This window comes from Pseudomonas sp. BRG-100, assembly GCF_000737955.1.
In the GTDB taxonomy this organism is placed as follows: Bacteria; Pseudomonadota; Gammaproteobacteria; order Pseudomonadales; family Pseudomonadaceae; genus Aquipseudomonas; species Aquipseudomonas synxantha_A.
In genome coordinates this window covers 3,762,566-3,787,439 of the sequence record NZ_JPRX01000001.1, presented here as the reverse complement: position 1 = coordinate 3,787,439, position 24,874 = coordinate 3,762,566, and the positions used below count along the sequence as shown (strand labels likewise).

22 protein-coding genes are annotated in these 24,874 nt (G+C 60.0%); 14 read left to right on the top strand and 8 right to left on the bottom strand.

Features of this window, described 5'->3' with window-relative positions; genetic code table 11:
• Nucleotides 1-61: 61 nt before the first annotated feature.
• From dgcA to JH25_RS10650, 3 genes are read right to left on the bottom strand one after another with little or no spacing between them, the layout of a single operon-like run.
• Nucleotides 62-2,122 (bottom strand): dimethylglycine demethylation protein DgcA, encoded by a 2,061-nt coding sequence (dgcA, locus tag JH25_RS10640; protein WP_032879068.1) that lies wholly within the window; start codon nt 2,120-2,122, stop codon nt 62-64.
• A 15-nt stretch (nt 2,123-2,137) separates the two neighbouring features.
• Entirely contained in the window at nt 2,138-2,668 is a 531-nt protein-coding gene (locus JH25_RS10645; protein WP_005792152.1) for a DUF5943 domain-containing protein, read from the bottom strand.
• Nucleotides 2,669-2,720: 52 nt separating this feature from the next.
• Nucleotides 2,721-3,698 carry a dipeptidase gene (locus tag JH25_RS10650; protein WP_032879065.1) on the bottom strand — a complete coding sequence of 326 codons (978 nt, stop codon included), beginning with the start codon at nt 3,696-3,698 and terminating at the stop codon, nt 2,721-2,723.
• A gap of 218 nt (nt 3,699-3,916) precedes the next feature.
• Between JH25_RS10650 and JH25_RS10655 the strand changes: the two genes are divergently transcribed.
• The 3 genes from JH25_RS10655 to JH25_RS10665 all read left to right on the top strand — a co-directional run bounded on the left by JH25_RS10655 (nt 3,917) and on the right by JH25_RS10665 (nt 5,481).
• Complete coding sequence (locus JH25_RS10655; RefSeq protein ID WP_005792155.1) at nt 3,917-4,318, top strand: lysozyme inhibitor LprI family protein; 402 nt, start codon at nt 3,917-3,919, stop codon at nt 4,316-4,318.
• A 94-nt stretch (nt 4,319-4,412) separates the two neighbouring features.
• Nucleotides 4,413-5,027, top strand: a complete 615-nt coding sequence (locus JH25_RS10660; RefSeq protein WP_032879060.1) for a hypothetical protein — start codon at nt 4,413-4,415, stop codon at nt 5,025-5,027.
• 37 nt (nt 5,028-5,064) lie between these two features.
• On the top strand, nt 5,065-5,481 hold the full coding sequence (locus JH25_RS10665; protein WP_032879058.1) for a DUF3010 family protein: 417 nt from the start codon (nt 5,065-5,067) through the stop codon (nt 5,479-5,481).
• A gap of 31 nt (nt 5,482-5,512) precedes the next feature.
• On the opposite strand, the gene JH25_RS10670 is transcribed toward JH25_RS10665, so the two are convergent.
• Nucleotides 5,513-6,691, bottom strand: a complete 1,179-nt coding sequence (locus JH25_RS10670) for an AAA family ATPase (protein WP_032879056.1) — start codon at nt 6,689-6,691, stop codon at nt 5,513-5,515.
• Between the two features lie 68 nt (nt 6,692-6,759).
• Nucleotides 6,760-7,704, bottom strand: a complete 945-nt coding sequence (locus tag JH25_RS10675; RefSeq protein ID WP_005792161.1) for a GlxA family transcriptional regulator — start codon at nt 7,702-7,704, stop codon at nt 6,760-6,762.
• A 193-nt stretch (nt 7,705-7,897) separates the two neighbouring features.
• Between JH25_RS10675 and JH25_RS10680 the strand changes: the two genes are divergently transcribed.
• The 5 genes from JH25_RS10680 to JH25_RS10700 all read left to right on the top strand — a co-directional run bounded on the left by JH25_RS10680 (nt 7,898) and on the right by JH25_RS10700 (nt 11,803).
• Nucleotides 7,898-8,842 (top strand): choline ABC transporter substrate-binding protein, encoded by a 945-nt coding sequence (locus tag JH25_RS10680; protein ID WP_032879054.1) that lies wholly within the window; start codon nt 7,898-7,900, stop codon nt 8,840-8,842.
• A 73-nt stretch (nt 8,843-8,915) separates the two neighbouring features.
• The gene (locus JH25_RS10685; protein ID WP_032879052.1) at nt 8,916-9,803 is read left to right on the top strand and encodes a 3-keto-5-aminohexanoate cleavage protein; all 888 of its coding nucleotides are present in this window, start codon (nt 8,916-8,918) and stop codon (nt 9,801-9,803) included.
• A gap of 41 nt (nt 9,804-9,844) precedes the next feature.
• Nucleotides 9,845-10,810 carry an L-carnitine dehydrogenase gene (locus tag JH25_RS10690; RefSeq protein ID WP_032879050.1) on the top strand — a complete coding sequence of 322 codons (966 nt, stop codon included), beginning with the start codon at nt 9,845-9,847 and terminating at the stop codon, nt 10,808-10,810.
• Nucleotides 10,811-10,822: 12 nt separating this feature from the next.
• The gene (locus JH25_RS10695; protein ID WP_032879049.1) at nt 10,823-11,314 is read left to right on the top strand and encodes a thioesterase family protein; all 492 of its coding nucleotides are present in this window, start codon (nt 10,823-10,825) and stop codon (nt 11,312-11,314) included.
• Nucleotides 11,315-11,539: 225 nt separating this feature from the next.
• Nucleotides 11,540-11,803, top strand: coding sequence for a hypothetical protein (locus JH25_RS10700; RefSeq protein ID WP_032879047.1), 264 nt, complete (start codon nt 11,540-11,542; stop codon nt 11,801-11,803).
• 88 nt (nt 11,804-11,891) lie between these two features.
• Here the strand turns inward: JH25_RS10700 and JH25_RS10705 are convergent, their stop codons facing one another.
• Nucleotides 11,892-12,995, bottom strand: coding sequence for a GlxA family transcriptional regulator (locus tag JH25_RS10705; RefSeq protein WP_005792167.1), 1,104 nt, complete (start codon nt 12,993-12,995; stop codon nt 11,892-11,894).
• 499 nt (nt 12,996-13,494) lie between these two features.
• Nucleotides 13,495-14,871 (bottom strand): L-serine ammonia-lyase, encoded by a 1,377-nt coding sequence (locus tag JH25_RS10710; protein ID WP_032879045.1) that lies wholly within the window; start codon nt 14,869-14,871, stop codon nt 13,495-13,497.
• A 416-nt stretch (nt 14,872-15,287) separates the two neighbouring features.
• On the opposite strand from JH25_RS10710, the gene JH25_RS10715 reads away from it, so the two are divergent.
• The 3 genes from JH25_RS10715 to choV all read left to right on the top strand — a co-directional run bounded on the left by JH25_RS10715 (nt 15,288) and on the right by choV (nt 18,325).
• Nucleotides 15,288-16,235 (top strand): choline ABC transporter substrate-binding protein, encoded by a 948-nt coding sequence (locus tag JH25_RS10715; protein ID WP_032879044.1) that lies wholly within the window; start codon nt 15,288-15,290, stop codon nt 16,233-16,235.
• A 69-nt stretch (nt 16,236-16,304) separates the two neighbouring features.
• The gene (choW, locus tag JH25_RS10720; protein WP_003194913.1) at nt 16,305-17,150 is read left to right on the top strand and encodes a choline ABC transporter permease subunit; all 846 of its coding nucleotides are present in this window, start codon (nt 16,305-16,307) and stop codon (nt 17,148-17,150) included.
• On the top strand, nt 17,147-18,325 hold the full coding sequence (gene choV, locus JH25_RS10725) for a choline ABC transporter ATP-binding protein (RefSeq protein ID WP_005792170.1): 1,179 nt from the start codon (nt 17,147-17,149) through the stop codon (nt 18,323-18,325). The genes choW and choV overlap by 4 nt, the downstream gene beginning before the upstream one ends.
• 150 nt (nt 18,326-18,475) lie before the next feature.
• Here choV and JH25_RS10730 read toward each other — a convergent pair whose 3' ends face one another.
• Nucleotides 18,476-20,410, bottom strand: a complete 1,935-nt coding sequence (locus JH25_RS10730; protein WP_228309931.1) for a BCCT family transporter — start codon at nt 20,408-20,410, stop codon at nt 18,476-18,478.
• 390 nt (nt 20,411-20,800) lie between these two features.
• Here JH25_RS10730 and betI point away from each other — a divergent pair, with 390 nt between their 5' ends.
• The 3 genes from betI (at nt 20,801) to betA (ending at nt 24,824) form a co-directional block, all read left to right on the top strand.
• A complete protein-coding gene (betI, locus tag JH25_RS10735) occupies nt 20,801-21,394 on the top strand; it encodes a transcriptional regulator BetI (protein ID WP_032879040.1) in 594 nt (197 codons plus the stop codon).
• A gap of 110 nt (nt 21,395-21,504) precedes the next feature.
• The gene (betB, locus tag JH25_RS10740) at nt 21,505-22,977 is read left to right on the top strand and encodes a betaine-aldehyde dehydrogenase (RefSeq protein ID WP_032879038.1); all 1,473 of its coding nucleotides are present in this window, start codon (nt 21,505-21,507) and stop codon (nt 22,975-22,977) included.
• Nucleotides 22,978-23,120: 143 nt separating this feature from the next.
• Complete coding sequence (gene betA, locus JH25_RS10745) at nt 23,121-24,824, top strand: choline dehydrogenase (protein ID WP_032879035.1); 1,704 nt, start codon at nt 23,121-23,123, stop codon at nt 24,822-24,824.
• The last annotated feature ends 50 nt before the right edge of the window (nt 24,825-24,874 follow it).

Genomic DNA, 24,874 nt, shown 5'->3' with positions numbered 1-24,874 from the left:
CGCTATCGGGGGCAAGCCCCCTCCCACATTTGAACCGAGTCCACATTGGTTCGGTGTCGGGTCAGAAATCCTTGCACAAGCGCAGGGCGTCGTAGATTGCGGCGTGGGTGTTGCGCTGGGCCACACAGTCACCAATGCGGAACAGCAAGTACCCCTCGCCCGCCTCGCTCAAGCACGGCTGCGGTTTGATCGCAAACAAGGCTTCAACGTCGATCTGGCCCTTGTTGCGTGAGCCTTCCTTGAGCCCGTAGTAAAGGGCCTCGTCCGGGCGTACGCCGTTCTCTACCACCACCTGGTCGACCACACGCTCCTCTTTGGCGCCGGTGTATTCGTTTTCCAGCACTGCCACCAGCTTGTCGCCCTCGCGATAGACCTTTTCCAGCATCATGTCGCCGGTCATGATCACTTCCTTGGGGTACATGCTGCGGTAGTACGTCGGGAACGACGTACCGCCAATCGCCACACCAGGCTTGATGTCGTCGGTGACGATTTCCACCTGGCAGCCTTTGTCGGCCAGGAAGTCCGCCACCGACATGCCGGTGAACTCGCAAATGGTGTCGTACACCAGCACGTTCTTGCCCGGCGCGACTTTGCCGTCAAGCACATCCCAACTGCTCACCACCAAGCCTTCGGCGGCGCCCCAATGTTCGTTCTGTTCGATGAACGGATGCCCGCCCACCGCCAGCACCACCACATCCGGACGCAGGTCCAGGATGGTCTCGGCATCCGCCGCCACGCCCAGGCGCAGGTCGACTTTCAAGCGCGCCAACTCCAGCTGGTACCAGCGAGTGATACCAGCGATCTGGTCGCGCTGCGGCGCTTTCGAAGCGGTAGTGATCTGCCCGCCGATGAACTCTTTTTTCTCCAACAGGGTCACGTCGTGGCCGCGTTCGGCGGCGACACGTGCTGCCTCCATACCAGCGGGGCCTGCGCCCACCACGACCACTTTGCGCTTGGCCCCGGTGGTTTTCTCGATGATGTGCGGCACGCCCATGTATTCACGGGAGGTCGCGGCGTTCTGGATGCACAGCACGTCCAGGCCCTGATACTGGCGGTCGATGCAGTAGTTGGCGCCCACGCATTGCTTGATCTGGTCGATCTGGCCCATCTTGATCTTGGCGATCAGGTGCGGGTCGGCGATGTGCGCACGGGTCATGCCGACCATGTCCACATAGCCGCCTTCGAGGATGCGCGTGGCCTGGTTCGGGTCCTTGATGTTCTGCGCGTGCAGCACCGGAACCTTGACCACTTCCTTGATCCCGGCTGCCAGGTGCAGGAACGGCTCCGGTGGGTAACTCATGTTCGGGATCACGTTGGCCAGGGTGTTGTGGGTGTCGCACCCCGAGCCCACCACGCCGATGAAGTCGAGCATACCGGTGTCGTCGTAATACTTGGCGATCTGCTTCATGTCCTCATGGGACAAGCCGTCCGGGTGGAACTCGTCACCGCACAGGCGCATGCCCACGCAGAAGTCATCGCCTACTTCGGCACGCACGGCCTTGAGCACTTCCAGGCCGAACTTCATGCGGCCTTCAAAGCTACCGCCCCATTCGTCGGTACGCTTGTTGACCCGCGGGCTCCAGAACTGATCGATCATGTGCTGGTGCACGGCAGACAGCTCGACGCCATCCAGGCCACCGGCCTTGGCACGACGCGCCGCCTGGGCGTAGTTGCCGATCACGCGCCAGATTTCTTCCGGCTCGATGGTCTTGCAGGTGGCACGGTGCACCGGCTCACGCACGCCGGACGGCGACATCAGGGTCGGCCAATTGAAGCCGTCCCAGCGTGAGCGACGGCCCATGTGGGTAATCTGGATCATGATCTTGGCGCCATGCTTGTGCATGGCGTCGGCCAGGTTCTGAAAGTGCGGGATGATGCGGTCGGTGGACAGGTTCACCGAACTCCACCACTCCTGGGGGCTGTCGATGGCCACCACCGAGGACCCGCCGCAGATCGCCAGGCCGATACCGCCCTTGGCTTTCTCTTCGTAGTACTTCACATAGCGGTCGGTGGTCATGCCGCCGTCGGTGGCATACACCTCGGCGTGGGCGGTACTGAGCACGCGGTTGCGGATGGTCAGCTTGCCGATCTGGATCGGCGCAAACATTGCTTCGAAAGCCATGGCACGGTCCTCGGCTTACAACGGTTTGACGGTGAACAGGCCATCGTCGTGGCCCTCTTCGGAGCCTCCGTAGACTTGTTCGGCGACAGTGCGGATCTTGCTGCCACGGGCCTCAAGAATCTGGTCCATGGCACCGGCAAACCAGCCGGTGAACATGTAGTCGACTTTGCGCCCGACCTTGCCGTACACGTAGACGAACGCCGAGTGCTCAAGCTTGACGCTGGCGGTGCCTTTATCCAGGTCGATGTCCTGGATCTTGAACAGGCCCCAGCCACGTTGCGACAGGCGCTTCATGTAGTGTTCGAACACCGCGACGCCTTCCAGGCCGTGGCACTCGGCTTCTTTCTCACACCAGTGCCAGGCGGATTTGTAGCCGGCCTTGTAGAGGATCTCGGCGTAGGCATCAGCGCCCAGCACTTCTTCGATACCCATGTGGTTGTTGACGAAGAAATGGCGCGGCACGTACAGCATGGGCAAGGCGTCGGAGGTCCAGACACCGGTTTCGCTGTCGACTTCGATTGGCAATTGCGGGGCGATCTTGGCCATGGAAACTTAACTCCAGAAAAATTCGTTGTGGTGTTGCCGATAGGTGTCTGGCTTATTCGCCCCAGACGTCCTTCAAGACGTTGACCCAGTTCTCGCCCATGATCTTGCGTACCACGCGCTCGGAGTGGCCACGCTTGAGCAGGGTCTCGGTGAGGTTGGGGAATTCACCCACGGTGCGGATGCCCAGCGGGTTGATGATCTTGCCGAAGCTGGTCAGGCGGCGGGCGTAGCCCTTGTCATGGGTAAGCATTTCAAAGAAATCCTGGCCATGCCCCTGGGTGAAGTCGGTGCCAATGCCGATGGCGTCTTCGCCGACGATATTCATGGTGTATTCGATGGCTTCGGCGTAGTCGTCGATGGTCGAATCGATGCCCTTGGCCAGGAACGGCGCGAACATGGTCACGCCGACAAACCCACCGTGGTCGGCGATGAACTTGAGTTCTTCATCGGACTTGTTGCGCGGGTGTTCCTTGAGCCCGGACGGCAGGCAGTGGGAATAGCACACCGGCTTTTTCGATTCGAGGATGACTTCTTCGCTGGTCTTGGAACCAACGTGGGACAGGTCGCACATAATGCCGACACGGTTCATCTCGGCGACGATTTCGCGCCCGAAGCCCGACAACCCGCCGTCGCGCTCGTAGCAGCCGGTGCCCACCAGGTTCTGGGTGTTGTAGCACATCTGCACCACGCCAACGCCGAGCTGCTTGAAGATCTCGACATAGCCGAGCTGGTCTTCAAACGCATGGGCATTCTGGAAGCCGAAGATGATGCCGGTCTTGCCCTGTTCCTTGGCACGGCGGATGTCGGCGGTGGTTTTCACCGGGATCACCAGGTCACTGTTCTCGCGGATCAGGGTCTGGCTGGCGACGATGTTATTGATCGTGGCCTGGAAGCCTTCCCACACCGACACCGTGCAGTTGGCGGCGGTGAGGCCGCCTTTGCGCATGTCTTCGAACAGGTCGCGGTTCCACTTGGCAATAATCAGACCGTCGATAACGATGCTGTCGGCGTGCAACTCGGCTGGGCTCATCAGGCGTCCCCTTATTGGCGATTCATGCGCCGAATCGTCTGCCGGCGCTTTGGGGCCAGCATATGCCCAGGGACAACCCGAGCCGGGTGCAAAAACGACAGGGGAATTGCCGAAAGCGTCAATCCACGACAAAGGCTGTGCAGACATGCCTGACGGGCGGCTGTTCTTTGTCTTACGCTTGAGCCAGAATTGCGCATCACGTGATATGAGACGGCGCAATGAAATCGATTTTCCTGGCTTTGGCACTCATCGCAACCGGCGTTCACGCAGCCGAAGACACCGACAGCACGCCGTGCGACGGCATCGAAAACGACAAACAGACCCTGGCCTGCGCCGCCTACAACAAAACCACCGCCGAGCAATTGCTCAAGGATAACTATCAGGGCCTGCTGGAGCGCATGGCTTCAACCTACGGCAGCGACAAGACCAAACTGGCCGACATTACCGCCCGTCTGAAGGACGCCCAGCAGAAATGGGAAAAACTGCGCGATGCCGATTGCGCGGTGGACACCTTCCCGGCGGTCAATGGCAGCAAGGAGTATGCGATTGCGCAGAATGATTGCCTGGCGCGGATGAGTGATGAGCGGTCGGAGTTTTTGGAGTCGATTGGGCAGGAGTGATTTGCGCACCCTATTGGCCAAGCAAGTCCCACGCTGCTTTTGCGCGCTCGTCAAATTTAACGATGCTTTCCCTCTCAAGGATGAGTACTGAACAATGCAATGGTTTCCTACCCCTCCCACCGACAACCTGTACAAATTTGCCGCTGTTTGCGGCTTGCTGATGCTCGGCGGCGCGCTGTTTGCCATCCTGTCATTGGCTTACCTGGATTATCGAATCGAAGTACAGACCAACGCGTCTCTGGACAACTTTTCAAACCAGCATAATCAGAGATTATTCGAAAACCGCATCACCGCTCTTAAAGAGGGTGACACCGAGAAAGACTATATCCCGCAGCTTTCAAAGAAATTAAATAACGATCCGGATTTTTTAGCAGCTGCATTGAAAATCCAGTCAGAGCTGAAGGCCGGCTACAAACCTGCTGATCCTGACACCCTCGATCTTGTATTTAACTTCGTACGTGCTCGAGAGGCGCTTTCATTGATCGCCCTCGTCATATACGCCCTCGTCGCATCATGGCTAACCGTATTTGGCCTAAGCGGCTGGCGCAAAAAAATCCACGGGCCAAACGAGCGCCAAAATGAACTCGACGAAGAAATCAAGAAAGCCAGTTTGTTGAAATTGCACATTGAGATCTCTCAAATGCAGCCCATGAGCGAAACCGTAAAGAAGCTGTTTGAGCTTGGCGGTATCATGCGCCCCGATAAATAACTTACCCATGAGCATTTTCTGGGGCGCGGAGCATTCCATGACTACTTGCGGCATCGAAATCAAAGGCAGCGAAGCCATCATCGCCCTCGCCGCTCTGGACAACCAGGCACTGACCCACATCGCCCTGGCCACCAAGAAAATCGCCCTTGATGACGACGATGAAGCGGCCAACGTCAAAGCCTTCGCCGCTCAGGTAAAGGCCTTCGTGCAGACGAACGCCATTACCCGTATCGCGATCAAGAAGCGCAGCAAAAAAGGCGAGTTTGCCGGCGGCCCGACGACGTTCAAGATTGAAGGGGTGTTTCAGTTGCTGGACGGGGTGGAGGTGACGCTGCTGTCGCCGCAGACCATCAATGCACAGAACAAGAAGCACACCTTTGATCTGCCCGCGACGCTGAACAAGTACCAGCATGAAGCCTACAAGGCGGCATGCTCGGCCCTGGTAAAGAAATAAGCCACACCCGCTCTCTTTAGGAACCGGCCTTTTAGCGCGGTGCAGGGCTCTTGTGTTGCAGCCAGTCACCGAAGGTTTTGTCCTCCAGGGCATAGCCGCCTCGGCTCGACTTCCACACCAGTTCCTTGTCGCGCAGGGCATCGATGCAGGCCTGGATGGTCTGGGTACCCGGCACCACGTCGCTACCCATCTTTTCCAGCGCCTTGCTGACAGCCGTGAGGGTGCTATCGGTGAATGGCGCGAAGGGTTCGTTGTTTTGAGAACGCTCCACCATCACCTCCAGCACGGCGCGCTGAGGGATGGTCAGGGCGTTCCAGGCGCTTTCGAACTCGGTCCATACACCCGCGCGCAGCAGTTCTGCACGACTGTGCAGCAGTTGGCCCAGATTGCTCGCCTCGCCCAGCTCCAATGCGACTTCACCGATGATCGTGCGCAACATCTCGGGACGCCGACCTACCCGCTCAAACGCCTCATCAATATCAGCCGCGTTGAATTGGTTGTTCTTGGCCAGGTGCGCGTTGAGGTGCACGGTGTAGGCCTGGGTGAACGCTTTGCCCAGCAGCGGAAACGGCGTGATGCTGGAACCGAAGAATGGCTGGCTTTTACCCAATACCAAATGGGCGAGCTTGTCGCGATTGGATCCGGTAAACACCAGGCGCAAACCGCTGCCCTCCTCGTAACGGCCTTGGTTGAGCTGATCCCGGGCAGCCTTCAACGCGAACATCGCATTGATACCTGATTCGGTGGTTAATGCGTGCTGTGCTTCGTCAATCACCAGCACAACGGTTTTTCCTGCAGCCCTATGGAGCAATTCCAACGCTTGGGTCAGCGTCGCACCGACAGGCAATTGTGGCTTGGTAAAGTCCCAGGAAAGCGTACGCAGAAAGCTTAGTTTCTCGATGCCAATGTTCTTTGCCAGTTTGCGAATGCCCTTTTCAAACGGCACCAACGCCCCCGCAATGGCACTCGCGATCAGCTCGGCGGGGTCTTTTTCCTTGTTGGCCCACAGGTCGACATACACCGCCAGCCAGCCCCGGAGCTGACATTCCGGAATCAGGTCCTCGCGCAGAAAGGTGCTTTTGCCCGTGCGTCGGGGCGCCGCAAGAAACAGGCCGGAGGTGAAATCCTGAATACCGGCCCCCACCAGGCCATCGGCAATACTGCTTGCCAGGGTGGGGCGGCGAAACACAAAGCCGCTGTGCGTGGACATGGTTTTATACTCAATTATGGAAAGGACTATAAATTATAGCGAAGAATATAATTGACTATAATTGTCCGTCAAACCACCTCCCGTCGCCGATCCTCCCTAGGACACTTGGCAAACCTGGCGCGATAGCTGCGGGTGAAATAGGACGGCGACTCAAACCCACACGCAATGCTCACTTCCAGCACACTCATGTCGCTCTGGCGCAGCAGTTTCCGGGCTTTCTCCAGGCGCAGGCCGAGATAGAAGTTGCTCGGGGTGTCGTTCAGGTGCAGACGAAACAGGCGCTCCAGTTGACGCCGGGTGACCTTGATCGCGTCGGCCAGGGCCAGGGTGCTCAAGGGCGGCTCAGTGTGTTGCTCCATTTCGCCGATCACGTGCACCAGTTTCTTGTTGTTGATGCCGTAGCGCGTGGCGATCTGCATGCGCTGGTGGTCTTTGCGTGGGCGTATACGGCCGAGCACGAATTGCTCCGAGACCTGGACCGCCAGTTCCGAGCCGTGGGCCTGGGCGATCAGATCGAGCATCAAGTCGATGGACGCGGTGCCGCCGGCGCAGGTAATGCGGCGACGGTCGATCTCGAACAGTTCCTGAGTCACGCTCAACTGCGGATAGGCTTCCTTGAAGGCGTCGATGGCTTCCCAGTGCAGGGTCAGGCGGTGGCCATCGAGCAGCCCCGCTTCGGCCAGCACACAGGCGCCGGTGTCGATGGCGCCCAAGGTCACGCCGTCGTGATCAAGGCGACGCAGCCAATGCTCCAGCGCCGGGGTGGAGCATTGCAAAGGCTCGAAACCGGCCACCACTAATAATGTGGCGCCTTTTTCCAGCGGCTCCAGCGCGGCGTCGGCGTTGACCGACATACCGTTGCTCGCCAGCACCGCACCGCCATCTGCACTCAATATGTGCCAGCGGTACAACTCGCCACGAAAGCGGTTGGCGACCCGTAACGGTTCCAAGGCCGAGATAAAACCGATGGCCGAAAAACCCGGCATCAGCAAGAAGTAGAAATCCTGGGACATGGTGGCGCTCTCGTGGGGCGGGCAGCGTGGCACTGTGATACTCCCGTTCATGCACGGATTCAAGGGGACAGGTCGCTGCAGTGCAAGAGCCGGTCGCCGTCGTGCGCTTTGTGGTTCGCCAAGCTGCGTAACGTGGCGTCACGGTGCACAAAGACACCGGCCCCCACAATAACGACCTGCCGAGGGACCCACCATGAACCGACTGATCCGCCGTTGCGTACTTGCACTCAGCGCCAGCGCCGTTTTGAGCACTAACGCCATGGCAGCGGATGCCGCTTCATGCCAGAACGTACGCATGGGCGTGGTGAACTGGACCGACGTGATCGCCACCAGCGCCATGACTCAAGTGCTGCTCGACGGCCTCGGCTACAAGACCAAACAAACCAGCGCCTCCCAGCAAATCATCTTCGCCGGTATCCGCGACCAACGCCTGGACCTGTTCCTGGGCTACTGGAACCCGCTGATGACCCAGACCATCACGCCGTTTGTCGAGGCCGGGCAGGTCAAGGTCCTGGATAAACCCAGCCTGGAAGACGCGCGCGCCACCCTGGCGGTGCCGACTTATCTGGCGGACAAGGGCCTGAAGACCTTCGCTGACATCGCCAGGTTCCAGAAAGAGCTGGGCGGCAAGATCTACGGCATCGAGCCTGGCTCGGGTGCCAATACCCAGATCAAGGCGATGATTGCCAAGAACCAGTTTGGCCTGGGCAAGTTCCAACTGGTGGAGTCCAGCGAAGCCGGCATGTTGGCCGCCGTGGACCGCGCCGTGCGCCGCAAGGAAGCCGTGGTGTTCTTTGGTTGGGCGCCGCACCCGATGAACGTGAATGTGGCGATGACCTACCTCACCGGCAGCGAAGACGCCCTGGGGCCGAACGAAGGCCGGGCCAGCGTATGGACCGTCACGTCGCCAACCTACGCCGAGCAGTGCCCCAACGTGCACACGCTGCTGACCAACCTGACGTTCACCGCCGCCGACGAGAGCCGCATGATGCAGCCGCTGCTCGATCACAAGGATGCCCTGGAATCCGCCAGGCAGTGGCTCAAGGATCACCCTCAAGACCAGCAGCGCTGGCTGGAGGGCGTGACCACGTTCGATGGCAAACCCGCGGCCGCCAACCTGAAACTCACCAGCAAATAACCTTCTCCGAATCACCGTTTCGCGGCCACTTGCGACCGCGAACGGCACCACCACGCCTGTAAGGAACCGCCTCATGAACCACGACGTCATCATCACCTGCGCACTCACCGGTGCTGGCGACACGACCGCCAGAAGCCCGCACGTGCCGGTCACCCCCAAACAAATTGCCGCCGCCGCAGTAGAAGCCGCCAAGGCCGGCGCCACCGTGGTGCACTGCCATGTACGCGACCCGTACACCGGCAAATTCAGCCGCGATGTAGCCTTGTACCGTGAAGTGATGGAGCGCATCCGCGAGGCCGACATCGACATCATCGTCAACCTCACCGCCGGCATGGGCGGCGACCTGGAAATCGGTGGCGGCGAGAACCCGATGGACTTCGGCCCCAACACTGATCTGGTCGGCCCACTGACCCGCCTGGCGCATGTGGAGGAGCTGCTGCCGGAGATCTGCACCCTGGACTGCGGCACCCTCAACTTCGGCGACGGCGACACCATTTACGTGTCCACCCCGGCGCAACTGCGGGCCGGCGCCAAGCGTATCCAGGCCCTGGGCGTAAAGGCCGAGCTGGAAATTTTCGACACCGGCCACCTGTGGTTCGCCAAGCAGATGATCAAGGAAGGGCTGCTCGATAACCCGCTGTTCCAACTGTGCCTGGGCATTCCCTGGGGCGCGCCGGCCGACACCACCACCATGAAAGCCATGGTCGACAACCTGCCCGCCGACGCGGTGTGGGCAGGGTTCGGGATTGGTCGCATGCAAATGCCGATGGCCGCGCAAGCGGTGCTGCTGGGCGGCAATGTACGGGTGGGCCTGGAAGACAACCTGTGGCTGGACAAAGGCGTGCTCGCCACCAACGGCCAGTTGGTGGAACGCGCCCGTGAAATCCTCAGCCGGCTGGGTGCGCGGGTCATGACCCCGGCCGAGGGCCGAATCAAGATGGGCCTGACCAAACGCGGTTAAACATGTGGGAGGGGATCCCCGAACTCTTTAGGAATGTGCCAATGAGCTTTATCACTGACATCAAAACCTTCGCTGCCTTGGGCAGCGGTGTTATCGGCAGCGGTTGGGTATCCCGTGCCCTCGCCCACGGCCTGGATGTGGTCGCCTGGGACCCTGCCCCCGGTGCCGAAGCAGCCTTGCGCAAACGCATCGCCAATGCTTGGGGTGCGCTGGAAAAACAAGGCCTGGCAGCGGGTGCCTCCCAGCATCGGCTGCGCTTTGTCAGCACCATCGAGGAGTGCGTCAAGGACGCCGACTTCATTCAGGAAAGCGCCCCGGAACGCCTGGAGCTCAAGCTGCAGTTACACAGCCAGATCAGCGCGGCGGCCAAGCCGAATGCGTTGATCGGTTCGAGCACGTCCGGGCTGTTGCCAAGCGAATTCTATGAAGGTTCGACCCATCCGGAACGCTGCGTGGTCGGCCACCCGTTCAACCCGGTTTACCTGCTGCCCTTGGTGGAGGTGGTGGGCGGCAAGCGCACTGCGCCAGAAGCGATCCAGGCGGCCATCAAGGTGTATGAATCCCTCGGTATGCGCCCGCTGCATGTGCGCAAGGAAGTGCCCGGTTTTATTGCCGACCGGCTGCTCGAAGCGTTGTGGCGCGAGGCGCTGCACCTGGTCAATGACGGCGTGGCCACCACCGGCGAAATCGATGACGCGATTCGCTTTGGCGCCGGCTTGCGCTGGTCGTTCATGGGTACCTTCCTCACCTACACCCTGGCAGGCGGTGATGCCGGTATGCGGCACTTCATGGCGCAATTCGGCCCGGCGTTGCAGTTGCCATGGACCTACCTGCCAGCACCGGAGCTGACCGACAAGCTGATTGACGACGTTGTCGATGGCACTAGCGATCAGTTGGGCCAACACAGCATTTCGGCGCTGGAGCGCTATCGTGATGATTGCCTGTTGGCAGTGCTTGAGGCGGTGAAAACCACCAAGGCCCGGCACGGCATGACCTTCGCCGAATAAAGGGAACCGATAATGCCCGCATTGACCACCTATACCACCCGAGTCCTTCCCGACTGGGTGGACTACAACGGCCACCTGCGCGACGCGTTCTACCTGCTGATCTTCAGCTACGCCACCGACGCGCTGATGGACACCCTGGGCCTGGACAGCGACAACCGTGAAGCCAGCGGCCACTCATTGTTCACCCTGGAGCTGCATCTGAACTACCTGCACGAAGTGAAACTGGGCGCCGAGGTTGAAGTGCACACCCAACTGATCGCCCATGACGCCAAGCGCCTGCACCTGTATCACAGCCTGCACCGGGTGGGCGATGACAAGGAACTGGCCGGCAATGAACAGATGCTGCTGCACGTCGATCTGGCCGGGCCGCAAGCTACACCGTTCACCGAGGCCACGCTGCAACGGCTCGACGCGATCAGCGCTGCACAGGCCGAGCTGCCAAGGCCCGCCCTGCTTGGCCGTGTCATCGGTTTGCCGGCAAAAAAAGCCCCGAGCCAGCCGTGACTGGATCGGGGCAGAGGGGCCTTGTGTGAGCTGTGCATCTGGAGGGTGACCAAACCGTCAAGCTGCGTGCCTGGGATCAGTGTGCCTATTAACCGTATTGCCAAGTGACCCGAAAACGACCTGTTCATAGCCATCCAAGCCATTGCTCGATTCTGCTCTTGCCCACCCAGCGGGGGCCAACCAGAATCCAGGTCAATCCCTGTTCCCTACACCAGGATAAACGTCATGATGCACGCGGATTTGATTGACCAGGATGACCTGCTGAGCCAACTGCGCTCGCTGGGTTTTGAAGTATCCAGCGGTACCACCGCCGAGCAGGCGTGTGAATGTGCGGTGCGCGGTTTGAGCGAGGCGCGGGCCAAGGCGCTCAAGGGCATGGTTGAAAAAATGTACAGCGGCAGTGCGACGATTTTGCCGGCGGTACGCCAGGCGATCGACAAGCAGTTGTTGCCGGCGCTGATGCAATTCAAACAGAACTCCGGCGCCTGAAAATACCGCTATCGCAGGCAAGCCAGCTCCCACAGGAGAACGCATTCCAAGGTGGGAGCTGGCTTGCCTGCGATGCAGACGACTCGGTTTAGAGCCTTACACTGGCAAACGTCGACTCGTTTCTGGCCTGGCTCAACGCCGACATCGGCCCCGACAACGGTGACAACACCAGTGCCTGCGGAATCGGCATCATCGCCACTTGCTGGGTAGTGTTGGAGCCGACACGTTCATCGCGTGGCGGTATGCCGAAGTATTCGCGGTAGCACTTGGAGAAGTGCGGCGTGGACACGAACCCGCACACCGACGCCACTTCGATGATCGACATCGGTGTTTGCTTGAGCAACTGCCGTGCACGGATCAGGCGCAGCTTGAGGTAATAACGCGACGGCGAGCAGTGCAGGTATTTCTGGAACAGCCGCTCCAACTGGCGGCGCGACACGGCGACATACACCGCCAGTTCATCCAGGTCGATCGGCTCTTCCAGGTTGGCTTCCATGAGCGCGACGATTTCCTGCAGCTTCGGCTGGTTGGTGCCGAGCATGTGCTTGAGCGGCACGCGCTGGTGATCCTGTTCGTTGCGGATGCGTTCGTAGACGAACATCTCGGAGATGGCAGCCGACAATTCACGGCCGTGGTCGCGGCTGATCAGGTGCAGCATCATGTCCAACGGCGCAGTGCCGCCGGAGCTGGTGAAGCGGTTGCGGTCGAGCGTGAACAGACGCGTGCTCATCGCGACGCGCGGGAAGGCTTCCTGCATCGACGCCAGGCATTCCCAATGCACGCTGCAATCAAAACCGTCGAGCAAACCCGCGCAAGCCAGCGCCCAACTGCCGGTACACACGGCACCCAGGCGACGGGATTGACGCGCCTGGCTTTGCAGCCACGACACATGCTCACGGGTGACCGTGCGCTGGATACCCACACCGCCGCAGACGATGACCGTGTCCAACGCCGGCGCTTTGTGCATGGAGGCGTCCGGGGTGATTTGCAGGCCGTCGCTGGCCCATACCTGGTTGCCGTCCACGCTCAGGGTTGTCCAGCGGTACAGCTCGCGGCCGGACAACTGGTTGGCCATGCGCAGGGGTTCCACGGCCGACGCCAGTGAAATCAGCGTGAAATTGTCCAGCAGCAAAAAGCCGATGGATTGAGGCGCACGGTTCTGGGGTTGGGCCCCGGAGTTGAACGACGTCATCGCGGTATCTCCTCACACAAAGCGGGTGATGGCCTCAGGCGAGGCTCTTGTTATTGCGCTCATCCCCTGCGAGGGGAGAGAGGCTTTGAATTGACAGAGCAAATGCCATGCCGAAAATTGAATGGCTATTCAATAACTCCTGAAAACGACCTGTTGATGCGTCTATATAAGCCCGCGCGTGGGGTGCGGGATATGACGTGAGAAGGGTGCTACTCAAAGCGTGTGAGCAAATCGGTAGCACTTGTGGGAAGGCGCTTTGCGGGCGTAGGACGTGTCTGTCACCCAAAGCACAATGCGCAGGTGACGAGAGGGAAATCGTTTGGTAGCTACTTATCTGTTTGCGACGCGCTAAAAGGTGGCGTTTTTTGATCTGGTGTTCACTTTATGAGCAATTGTGTCTGCACTATTGCTATCGGGGGCAAGCCCCCTCCCACATTTTGAAGGTGTTCACAAATCAAGTGTGGGAGGGGGCTTGCCCCCCGATGCAGGCGACTGGGTCTCAGCACTCAACCGCACTCACCGCCAACCCACCGCGTGATGTCTCTTTGTACTTGTCATGCATATCGGCCCCGGTATCACGCATGGTGCGGATCACCCGGTCCAGGGAGATAAAGTGCTGGCCGTCGCCACGCAGGGCCATTTGCGCCGCGTTGATGGCCTTCACCGCCGCAATCGCATTGCGCTCGATACACGGCACCTGTACCAGGCCGCCGACCGGGTCGCAGGTCAGGCCGAGGTTATGTTCCAGGCCGATTTCAGCGGCGTTGCACACCTGCTCCGGCGTGGCACCTAGAATCTCCGCCAAGCCAGCTGCGGCCATCGCGCAAGCCGAGCCTACTTCACCCTGACAGCCGACTTCAGCACCGGAGATCGAAGCGTTCTTCTTGCACAAGATACCTACCGCCGCCGCGCCGAGCATATAGTCGACCACGTTGGCTTCGGTGACCTCCTCACTGAACTTCATGAAGTAGTGCAGCACTGCCGGGATGATCCCCGCCGCGCCATTTGTGGGCGCCGTCACCATGCGCCCACCGGCGGCGTTTTCTTCGTTGACCGCAAGGGCGAACAGGTTGACCCACTCCATGGCGCTCAAGGTCGAGCCGATCACATTGGGTTTGCCCAGCTCTTGCAAACTGCGATGCAACTTGGCGGCGCGGCGGCGCACATTGAGGCCGCCGGGCAGGATGCCTTCGTGCTTGAGGCCCTGCTCCACGCAATCCTGCATGGCGCGCCAGAGTTTCATCAGGCCGCTGCGGATTTCTTCTTCGGAGCGCCAAGTCTTTTCGTTCGCCAGCATCAGTTCGGCGACGCGCAGGTTGTGGGTCTTGCACAGCTGCAACAGCTCCACCGCACTGGAAAAATCGTAAGGCAATTCGGTGCGGTCCATATCGGCCACGCCGCTTTGGGCCTGGGCCTCATCCACCACAAAGCCGCCGCCGACCGAATAGTAGGTATCGCGATGCAGTTCGCCGTCATCACCCCATACCACCAGGGTCATGGCGTTGGGGTGGAACGGCAGGTTCTCGTCGAGCAAGCGCATGTCCCGCGCCCACACAAATGGCACCGGCAAGCGGCTGTCCAGCAACAGGGTGTCGGTTTCACGCAAGGTCTGAATGCGTACGCCGATTTGCGAGGGGTCGATTGCGTCCGGCCATTCGCCCATCAGGCCCATGATGGTTGCGGTGTCACTGCCATGGCCGATGCCAGTGGCAGACAACGAGCCGTACAGTTGCACTTCGACACGCCGAACCCGTTCCAACAGTTCACGCTCACGCAACGCCTGCACGAACAACGCCGCGGCGCGCATGGGGCCCACGGTGTGAGAACTCGAAGGCCCGATGCCGATCTTGAACAGGTCGAAAACGCTGATAGCCATTAACGTGTAACTCCTCGATAAGCGCGGGCCGGGCTTGAACGAGGTGCTACGCTCAGATCGCCCAGATGGCGGCATCATCAAGCTTTTGTTGCTCGCCACGGCGTCTCACACCGACGCATCCATGCTCACCAGCGTCGCTCGCGTGCGAACGCCTGTTTTGGCCGTTTTTTGCGGTGCAGATGGGTAAAAACAGCAGTTTTACCTTGGGAAAAAGCTGTAAGCGACGTCATCGGTACTGGATGCGACCCTCCCTGTACTGGATACGACGCCCCCTGTAGGCGTCAGATTTTCACTGGTACATGATCAGTCTCGACTCGTTTGCAAGGCACCGCGCCAGAGCTGTTCTCGCACGCTCCAACCGCAACACTTATAAAGCGCGGCGAATGCCGCCAGAAAAGACACAGGAGTCTACCCCGATGAAAGGTTCACCCTCGTTGTTGTTGGCCGCCATGCTGAGTCTGCCCGTCATGGCACACGCCGCAGAACCGGAACAGTGCAAGACCGTCAACTTCTCCGATGTCGGCTGGACCGACATCACCGTCACCACCGCGACCACCAGCGAAATCCTCAAGGGCCTGGGCTACAAACCGCGCACCACGATGATTTCGGTACCGGTGACCTACAAGTCTCTGGCCGACGGCAAGAACATGGACATCTTCCTCGGCAACTGGATGCCGACCATGGAAAACGACATCAAGCAGTACCGTGATGCCGGCACCGTGGAAACCGTGCGCGCCAACCTGGAGAACGCCAAGTACACCCTGGCAGTCCCACAGGCGCTGTACGACAAGGGCCTGAAAGACTTCGCCGATATCGCCAAATTCAAGGATGAGCTGGGCGGCAAGATCTACGGTATCGAGCCGGGCAACGACGGCAACCGCACTATCCAGACACTGATCGACAAAGACGCCTTCGGCCTCAAGACCGCCGGTTTCAAGGTGGTCGAGTCCAGCGAAGCCGGGATGCTCTCCCAGGTTGAACGCGCCTCCAAGCGCAACCAGGCCATTGTGTTCCTCGGCTGGGAACCGCACCCGATGAACACCCGCTTCAAGATGAAGTACCTGACCGGCGGCGACGATTCGTTCGGCCCCAACTATGGCCAGGCCACCATCTACACCAACACCCGCAAGGGCTACACCCAGGAATGCAGCAACGTCGGCCAGTTGCTGAAAAACCTGGTGTTCACGCTGGACATGGAAAGCACCCTGATGGGTAACGTCCTGGACGACAAGATGAAGGCCGACGCCGCCGCCAAGGCCTGGCTGCAGAAGAACCCGCAAGTGCTCGACACCTGGCTCGCCGGTGTCACCACCGTCGATGGCAAACCAGGGCTCGATGCCGTCAAAGCTTACCTCGCCAAATAGCACCCGCTGACCCCGGGCCGGTGCGCTGGCCCGGGATGTTTTCCCCTTCGCATGTGGACATTCACTACCATGCTGACTGAACAGAAAATCCCTCTAGGCCAGTACATCGCTGCCTTCGTCGACTGGTTGACCCAACACGGTGCCAACTATTTCGACGCAATCGCATCGACACTGGAAACGATGATCCACGGCGTGACGTTTGCGCTGACCTGGTTCAATCCGCTGGCATTGATCGGTCTGATTGCGCTGCTGGCTCACTTTATTCAACGCAAATGGGGCCTGACGGTGTTTGTCATTGCCTCCTTCCTGCTGATCCTCAACCTGGGGTACTGGCAGGAAACCATGGAAACCCTCGCGCAGGTGCTGTTCGCCACCCTGGTCTGCGTGGTCATCGGCGTGCCGCTGGGTATTGTTGCCGCGCACAAGCCGATGTTCTACACCATGATGCGGCCGGTGCTCGATCTGATGCAGACCGTACCGACCTTCGTCTACCTCATCCCTACCCTGACCCTCTTCGGGCTGGGTGTGGTGCCCGGGCTGATTTCCACGGTGGTGTTCGCGATTGCCGCGCCGATCCGCCTGACCTACCTGGGTATCCGCGATGTGCCGCAAGAGCTGATGGACGCCGGTAAAGCCTTTGGCTGCTCGCGCCGCCAGTTGCTCTCGCGCATCGAGTTGCCCCACGCCATGCCGAGCATCGCCGCCGGCATTACCCAATGCATCATGCTGTCGTTGTCGATGGTGGTGATCGCCGCGCTGGTGGGTGCCGACGGCCTCGGCAAGCCGGTGGTCAACGCACTGAACACCGCTGACATTGCCCTGGGCTTTGAAGCGGGCCTGGCGATCGTCTTGCTGGCCATCATGCTCGACCGTATCTGCAAACAACCCGACGCTAAAGTAGGGGGTGATGCATGAGCATTATCCGATTCGACAATGTCGACGTGATCTTTTCCAAAGACCCACGCGAAGCGCTCAAGCTGCTGGACCAGGGCATGAGCCGTAACGAAATTCTGAAGAAGACCGGGCAGATTGTCGGCGTTGAAAAGGCCAGCCTGGATATCGAGAAAGGCGAGATCTGTGTGCTGATGGGCTTGTCGGGCTCCGGCAAGTCAAGCCTGCTGCGCTGCATCAACGGCCTCAACACCGTCAGCCGTGGCCAACTGTTTGTAGAGCATGAAGGTCGCCAGATCGACATCGCCTCCTGCACCCCCGCCGAGTTGAAAATGATGCGCACCAAACGCATCGCCATGGTATTCCAGAAGTTCGCCCTGATGCCTTGGCTGACGGTACGCGAGAACATCAGCTTCGGCCTGGAAATGCAGGGCCGTCCGGAGAAGGAACGGCGCACGCTGGTGGATGAAAAGCTTGAACTGGTGGGCCTGAGCCAATGGCGCAACAAGAAGCCCGACGAGCTGTCCGGCGGTATGCAGCAACGCGTCGGCCTGGCCCGCGCCCTGGCGATGGACGCCGATATCCTGCTGATGGACGAACCCTTCTCGGCCCTCGACCCGCTGATTCGCCAAGGTTTGCAGGATGAGCTGCTGGAGCTGCAACGCAAGTTGAGCAAGACCATCGTGTTCGTCAGCCACGACCTGGATGAAGCGCTGAAACTGGGCAGCCGTATCGCGATCATGAAAGACGGCAAGATCATCCAGTACAGCGTGCCGGAAGAGATCGTGCTGAACCCGGCGGACGACTATGTACGCACCTTCGTCGCCCACACCAACCCACTGAACGTGCTGTGCGGACGCAGCCTGATGCGCACGCTGGACAACTGCAAGCGCGTGAACGGTTCGGTGTGCCTTGATCCGGGTGGTGACTCGTGGCTGGACCTGGCCGAAGGCAACACCATCCAGGGCGCACGCCAGAATGGCGTGGCGATGAACCTGCAGAATTGGGCGCCGGGGCAAGCGGTGGAAGGTCTGGGCCGGGTACCGACGCTGGTGGACTCCAACATCGGTATGCGCGATGCGTTGCAGATTCGCTACCAGACGGGGAACAAGCTGGTGTTGCATGACAACAACAAGGTGGTGGGGATATTGGGTGACAGTGAGCTCTACCATGCCCTCTTAGGCAAGAACCTGGGCTAGCAAACACTGCAAAACCAACTGTAGCAACTGGGTCAATGTGGGAGGGGGCTTGCTCCCGATGCAGTGTGTCAGTAAGTACATCTGTTACTGATACACCGCCATCGGGAGCAAGCCCCCTCCCACATTCAAAGCACCACCAGGCTTCAACTATCAGCTATAGACACGGCCAAGGAGCTGCCGATGGCTTTCAAACTGATCGAGCACATCCCGGGTGATCTGTTCCTGGGTGAAGCCCATCAGGTCGTATTCCTGAGGCCCGTTGTGCAGGTACACCTCGGCACGGTAATAACGGGTGCGCTCTTCTTCAGGCAAGTCAGCCGGCGCCGACGAGTAAGCATCCAGGCTCACTTCGTAGACAAACGGGTTGCCCTCTTCCATCTCGATGCGCACACCAATGCAGCGCTTGGATTTGCCCAGCAGTGTCTGCACTTCCAAACCTTGCTCACGCAGCGCAACCGCCGCTTCTTCCAGCGCCGGCGTTACGTGCTTGTCCATAAAGCGTTGCACGGTGGCCTGGCTCGGTTGCAGGTCCAGCGCCGTCAAGCGCTCGCTGAACCCACGACGCCCGCGTTCAGCCAGTTGCGCCTGCTCCTGTTCGATGGCCACGTCCTGGCGCATCGCCTTGTGCAAACCGAACATAAAGAAGATCAGCACCACCGAGAACGGCAGCCCTGCCAGCACTACCATGGTTTGCATGGCTTCGAAGTTGCCGGCAAACAACAGACCGATCGTCACCAGCGTAATGACCGCCGACCAGAAGATCCGCAACCAGTGCGGCGCATCTTCGTCCACATTGCCGCCTTTGCAGGACAGATTGGCCATCATCACCGCGCCGGAATCCGCCGGGGTCAGGAACAACACAAAGCCCACGAAGATCGATACGCCGATAACAATTTTCGATGCTGGGTAATGCTCAAGCAGTTGGTAGATGGCCATGGACGGCTGCTCCAGAGCCGTCTTGCCCAACTCCACCGCCCCGTGGTTCAACACCAGGTCCAGGGCCGAGTTACCGAAGATCGACAGCCACGCCAGGGTAAAGCCCAGCGGGATAAGCAATACGCCCGCCACCAGTTCACGCACGGTACGGCCACGGGAAATACGCGCGATGAACATGCCCACAAATGGCGCCCAGGAAATCCACCAGGCCCAGTAGAACAGGGTCCACAGGCCCATCCAGCGCTCGGTCTTGTCGGCGTCGCCTTCGTACACATACAGGTCGAAGGTTTTCAGAATGATGCCGTTGAGGTAATCGCCGGTGTTCTGCACCAGGCCATTGAGCAGGTGCAGGGTCGGGCCGAACAGCAGAACAAAAATCAGCAAGCCGCTGAACAGCACGATGTTGAGGTTGGACAGGCGGCGAATGCCGTTTTCCACACCCGACACGGCGGCGATGGTCGCCACGGTGCTCATCACGATGATCACGATCAGCAGGTTGGTGTTGCTGTGCTCCATGCCGAACAGGTTTTCCAGCCCCGACGACACCTGCATCGAGCCGATACCCAGGTTGGTCACCAGCCCCAGCAAGGTGACGAACATGCCGAAGCCGTCTACCGCATGGCCGGCCGCGCCCTTCACCCAACGCTCGCCCACCAATGGGTACAGCGCCGAACGCAAGGCCAGCGGCTGGTTATGGCGGTAGGCAAAGTACGCCACGGCCAAACCGACCAGGGCATAGATCGCCCAGCCGTGCAGGCCCCAGTGCAGGAAGGTCAGTTGCAGCGCCTGGCGTGCCGCGCCATTGCTGGCCGCTGCACCTTCGGGCGGGTTGAAGTAGTGGTCCAACGGCTCGGACGCACCGAAATACAACAGCGAAATGCCGATGCCCGACGAGAACAACATGCCGGCCCAGGCGCCGTAGCTGAAGTCCGGGGTGTCGTCCTTACTACCCAGTTTCAATTTCCCGTAGGACGAAAACGCCAGGCCGACCACAAACACCAGGTAGGCGGCGATAACCACCATGTAGTACCAGCCGAAGCTTTTCGACAGCCACGCCTGGGCTACGCCGAGCAGGCGCCCGGCCTCCTGCGGGGCGATGATCAGAATGGCGGTCAATATCAGAATCAGCGCGGTGGAGGTGTAGAACACCCAACCGTTGACCCGGACCTTTTCCGGCGGGGTCTTTATAAGAGAGGCAGAACTCATGGCGCAGATGCTCCAGGCAGTGCGAGAGAGAAACACAAGGCAACGGTTATCCCGGGACATCGATTTTTCGGCAGTCGACGGACGGGTGTTATAAAGACACCCCGAAAATTCTTGAGCCCGCCGAAGCGGTGATCAGGCTCTGAAGTGGCCTGTTTCAAGGGTTTTTGCAGGTGTCAGAGGTTGCAGCTCGCAGGTAGGAAATATCTGTAGGCAGCGACCATTTGTCGCAGATCTTATTCTTTGTTGATTGAACGTTCAATCAAAACAAAATAGACTGGCCCTCAAGCCGACGGACGTGGATCGCCCATCGGCAGGCCTAAGGAGAGGTGCTACATGCCCAAGGTCGGTATGCAACCCATACGCCGCCAGCAGTTGATCGAAGCCACTTTGACGGCCATCGATCAGGTCGGAATGGGAGATGCCAGCATTGCGCTGATTGCGCGGCTGGCCGGCGTCTCGAACGGCATCATCAGTCACTACTTTCAGGACAAGAACGGCCTGATCGCAGCGACCATGCGCTACCTGATGAATGCGTTGATCGAGAACGTCCACGAACGCAGGCGTGCCTTGAAGGAAGACAGCCCACGGGCACACCTTCAGGTGATCATCGAAGGCAACTTCGACGCCAGCCAGGTCAATGGCCCGGCAATGAAAACCTGGCTGGCCTTCTGGGCCACCAGCATGCACCACCCGTCATTGCACAGGTTGCAGCGGATCAACGATCACCGTCTGTATTCCAACCTGTGTTGCCAGTTCCGCCGTGCGATGCCGTTACCCGAGGCACGCAGCGCAGCCCGCGGCCTGGCGGCTTTGATCGACGGTTTGTGGTTGCGCGGCGCCCTGTCGGGAGACGCTTTCGACACGGAGCAAGCGCAACGGATCGCTTACGAATACATGGATTTCCAATTGGCCAAGCAGGTGAGTTAGAGCACTTATAAACGCTCAACCCCTGAACGTCCGCCGCTCAGTGTTGCCACAACTCCATGGCCCACTGTACGGCGGGTAACGCCAACCACTTATGCACTTGCGAGGACTTTATGGCCCGTTTCGACCTGCAAAAACTCTACATTGACGGCGGCTACAGCGACGCTGGCAGCGATGCCACCTTCGAAGCCATCAACCCGGCTAACGGTGAAGTTCTCGCCCAAGTGCAACGCGCCACGAAAGAAGACGTCGAGCGTGCCGTGGTCAGCGCTGAAAAGGGCCAGAAAATCTGGGCTGCCATGACCGCCATGGAGCGTTCGCGCATCCTGCGTCGTGCTGTCGACATCCTGCGCGAGCGCAACGATGAACTGGCCGCCCTGGAAACACTGGACACCGGTAAAGCCTTCTCCGAAACCAAGTACGTCGACATCGTCACCGGCGCCGACGTGCTGGAATACTACGCAGGCCTGGTGCCAGCCATCGAAGGCGAGCAGATCCCGCTGCGCGACACCTCCTTCGTCTACACTCGCCGCGAGCCGCTGGGTGTAGTCGCCGGTATCGGCGCGTGGAACTACCCGATCCAGATCGCCCTGTGGAAATCCGCCCCGGCCCTGGCCGCCGGCAACGCGATGATCTTCAAGCCAAGCGAAGTCACCTCGCTGACCACCCTGAAACTGGCCGAGATCTACACCGAAGCCGGCGTTCCGGCTGGTGTGTTCAACGTACTGACTGGCAGCGGCCGTGAAGTCGGCACCTGGTTGACCGAGCACCCGCGCATCGAGAAAGTCTCGTTCACCGGCGGCACCGACACCGGCAAGAAAGTCATGGCCAGCGCCTCGAGCTCGTCGCTCAAGGAAGTGACCATGGAACTGGGCGGCAAGTCGCCACTGATCGTGTTCGAAGACGCCGACCTGGATCGCGCCGCCGATATCGCGATGATGGCCAACTTCTACAGCTCCGGCCAGGTCTGCACCAACGGCACTCGTGTGTTCGTGCCCAAGCATCTGCAAGCTGCGTTTGAAGCCAAGATTGTCGAGCGCGTTGCGCGCATCCGTGTCGGCGACCCGCAGGACGACAACACCAACTTCGGCCCGCTGGTCAGCTTCGCCCACATGGAAAGCGTGCTGGGCTACATCGCCAAAGGTAAGGAAGAAGGCGCCCGCCTGCTGTGCGGCGGCGATCGCCTGACCGATGGCGACTTCGCCAAAGGCGCCTTCGTGGCTCCGACCGTGTTCACCGACTGCACCGATGACATGACCATCGTGCGTGAAGAAATCTTCGGCCCAGTGATGAGCATCCTCACCTACGAGACCGAAGAAGAAGTGATCCGTCGCGCCAACGACACCGACTTCGGTCTGGCTGCCGGCCTGGTGACCAAGGACCTGAATCGCGCCCACCGCGTGATTCATCAACTGGAAGCGGGTATCTGCTGGATCAACGCCTGGGGCGAGTCCGACGCCAAGATGCCGGTCGGTGGCTACAAGCAATCCGGTGTGGGCCGTGAGAACGGGATCAGCTCGCTGAACAACTTCACCCGCATCAAATCGGTACAGGTTGAGCTGGGCGATTACGCCTCGGTGTTCTAACACCCGAGCCTTGTATTGCCTGTAAGGCCGCCATCGGGGGCAAGCCCCCTCCCACCTTTGACTGTGTGAACCCGATCAAATGTGGGAGGGGGCTTGCTCCCGATGAGGCCCGACCTGACTAGACTTCAAAGAGGGTGCATCCAATGTCCCAAGAATACGATTACATCATTGTGGGTGCCGGCTCCGCCGGTAACACCCTGGCGACCCGTCTGACCGAAGACGAAGGCGTCACCGTTTTGCTGCTGGAGGCCGGTGGCCCGGACTACCGCCTCGACTTCCGTACCCAGATGCCCGCCGCCCTGGCTTTCCCGCTGCAAGGCCGCCGCTACAACTGGGCCTACGAAACCGATCCAGAGCCACACATGGACGGTCGCCGGATGGAGTGCGGGCGCGGCAAGGGCCTGGGTGGTTCTTCGCTGATCAACGGCATGTGCTATATCCGTGGCAATGCCATGGACTATGACAACTGGTCGAAGCTGCCCGGTCTGGAAGACTGGACGTACCTCGATTGCCTGCCGTATTTCCGCAAGGCAGAAACCCGCGATATTGGCCCGAACGACTACCACGGTGGCGAAGGCCCGGTCAGCGTGACTACGCCGAAAGCGGGCAACAACCCGTTGTTCCACGCCATGGTCGAAGCCGGCGTACAAGCCGGTTACCCGCGGACCGAAGACTTGAACGGTTACCAGCAAGAAGGCTTCGGCCCGATGGACCGTACCGTCACGCCGAATGGCCGTCGCGCCAGCACCGCACGCGGTTACCTGGACACGGCTAAAAAGCGTTCGACCCTGACCATCGTCACCCATGCCCTTACCGACAAAGTGTTGTTCGAAGGCAAGCGTGCCGTTGGCGTGCGCTACCTGATCGGCGCCGCCGAAGAGCGCGTTGAAGCCCGTGCGCGTAAAGAAGTATTGGTGTGCAGCGGTGCAATCGCTTCGCCGCAGTTGTTGCAACGCTCCGGTGTCGGCCCGGCCAAGCTGCTGGAAAGCCTCGACATCCCGGTGGTCCACGACCTGCCGGGCGTCGGCGAAAACCTGCAGGATCACCTTGAGCTGTACCTGCAATATGCATGCACCCAGCCGGTGTCGCTGTACCCGTCGCTGCTCTGGTACAACCAGCCAGCCATCGGTGCCGAGTGGCTGTTCAACGGCACTGGCATTGGCGCCAGCAACCAGTTCGAAGCCGGCGGTTTTATCCGTTCGCGTCCGGAATTCGAATGGCCGAACATCCAGTACCACTTCCTGCCGGTCGCGATTAACTACAACGGCAGCAACGGTGTGAAAGAGCACGGTTTCCAGGCACACATGGGCTCCATGCGTTCGCCAAGCCGTGGCCGCGTGCAACTGAAGTCGAAGAACCCACGGGACTACCCGAGCATCCTCTTCAACTACATGGCCACCGAGCAGGACTGGCAGGAGTTTCGCGATGGCATCCGCCTGACCCGTGAAATCATGCAGCAGCCGGCACTGGATCAATACCGTGGCCGCGAAATCAGCCCGGGTATTGAAGTGCAAACCGATGAGCAGCTCGACAAGTTCATCCGCGAGCACGCCGAAACAGCGTTCCACCCGTCCTGCTCGTGCAAGATGGGCACCGACGAGATGGCCGTAGTGGATGGCGAAGGCCGCGTGCATGGCATGCAGGGTCTGCGTGTAGTCGATGCGTCGATCATGCCGATCATCACCACCGGTAACCTGAACGCGCCGACGATCATGATCGCCGAAAAAATCGCCGACAAGATCCGTGGCCGCAAGCCACTGCCGCGCAGCACCGCCGACTACTACGTGGCAGGCGATGCGCCGGTTCGTGGCAAGCCGATGCGTGAAGTAGGGCCGGCTGCGCACTGATACTGCTAATGCAGGAGCGAGGGGACATCTGGTCTTACTCGCTCCTGCAA

Excerpts from the sequence above, each read along its gene's own strand:
- dgcA (WP_032879068.1), bottom strand. The coding sequence starts at position 2,122 with ATGGCTTTCGAAGCAATGTTTGCGCCGATCCAGATCGGCAAGCTGACC.
- JH25_RS10645 (WP_005792152.1), bottom strand. The coding sequence starts at position 2,668 with ATGGCCAAGATCGCCCCGCAATTGCCAATCGAAGTCGACAGCGAAACC.
- JH25_RS10650 (WP_032879065.1), bottom strand. The coding sequence starts at position 3,698 with ATGAGCCCAGCCGAGTTGCACGCCGACAGCATCGTTATCGACGGTCTG.
- JH25_RS10655 (WP_005792155.1), top strand. The coding sequence starts at position 3,917 with ATGAAATCGATTTTCCTGGCTTTGGCACTCATCGCAACCGGCGTTCAC.
- JH25_RS10660 (WP_032879060.1), top strand. The coding sequence starts at position 4,413 with ATGCAATGGTTTCCTACCCCTCCCACCGACAACCTGTACAAATTTGCC.
- JH25_RS10665 (WP_032879058.1), top strand. The coding sequence starts at position 5,065 with ATGACTACTTGCGGCATCGAAATCAAAGGCAGCGAAGCCATCATCGCC.
- JH25_RS10670 (WP_032879056.1), bottom strand. The coding sequence starts at position 6,691 with ATGTCCACGCACAGCGGCTTTGTGTTTCGCCGCCCCACCCTGGCAAGC.
- JH25_RS10675 (WP_005792161.1), bottom strand. The coding sequence starts at position 7,704 with ATGTCCCAGGATTTCTACTTCTTGCTGATGCCGGGTTTTTCGGCCATC.
- JH25_RS10680 (WP_032879054.1), top strand. The coding sequence starts at position 7,898 with ATGAACCGACTGATCCGCCGTTGCGTACTTGCACTCAGCGCCAGCGCC.
- JH25_RS10685 (WP_032879052.1), top strand. The coding sequence starts at position 8,916 with ATGAACCACGACGTCATCATCACCTGCGCACTCACCGGTGCTGGCGAC.
- JH25_RS10690 (WP_032879050.1), top strand. The coding sequence starts at position 9,845 with ATGAGCTTTATCACTGACATCAAAACCTTCGCTGCCTTGGGCAGCGGT.
- JH25_RS10695 (WP_032879049.1), top strand. The coding sequence starts at position 10,823 with ATGCCCGCATTGACCACCTATACCACCCGAGTCCTTCCCGACTGGGTG.
- JH25_RS10700 (WP_032879047.1), top strand. The coding sequence starts at position 11,540 with ATGATGCACGCGGATTTGATTGACCAGGATGACCTGCTGAGCCAACTG.
- JH25_RS10705 (WP_005792167.1), bottom strand. The coding sequence starts at position 12,995 with ATGACGTCGTTCAACTCCGGGGCCCAACCCCAGAACCGTGCGCCTCAA.
- JH25_RS10710 (WP_032879045.1), bottom strand. The coding sequence starts at position 14,871 with ATGGCTATCAGCGTTTTCGACCTGTTCAAGATCGGCATCGGGCCTTCG.
- JH25_RS10715 (WP_032879044.1), top strand. The coding sequence starts at position 15,288 with ATGAAAGGTTCACCCTCGTTGTTGTTGGCCGCCATGCTGAGTCTGCCC.
- choW (WP_003194913.1), top strand. The coding sequence starts at position 16,305 with ATGCTGACTGAACAGAAAATCCCTCTAGGCCAGTACATCGCTGCCTTC.
- choV (WP_005792170.1), top strand. The coding sequence starts at position 17,147 with ATGAGCATTATCCGATTCGACAATGTCGACGTGATCTTTTCCAAAGAC.
- betI (WP_032879040.1), top strand. The coding sequence starts at position 20,801 with ATGCCCAAGGTCGGTATGCAACCCATACGCCGCCAGCAGTTGATCGAA.
- betB (WP_032879038.1), top strand. The coding sequence starts at position 21,505 with ATGGCCCGTTTCGACCTGCAAAAACTCTACATTGACGGCGGCTACAGC.
- betA (WP_032879035.1), top strand. The coding sequence starts at position 23,121 with ATGTCCCAAGAATACGATTACATCATTGTGGGTGCCGGCTCCGCCGGT.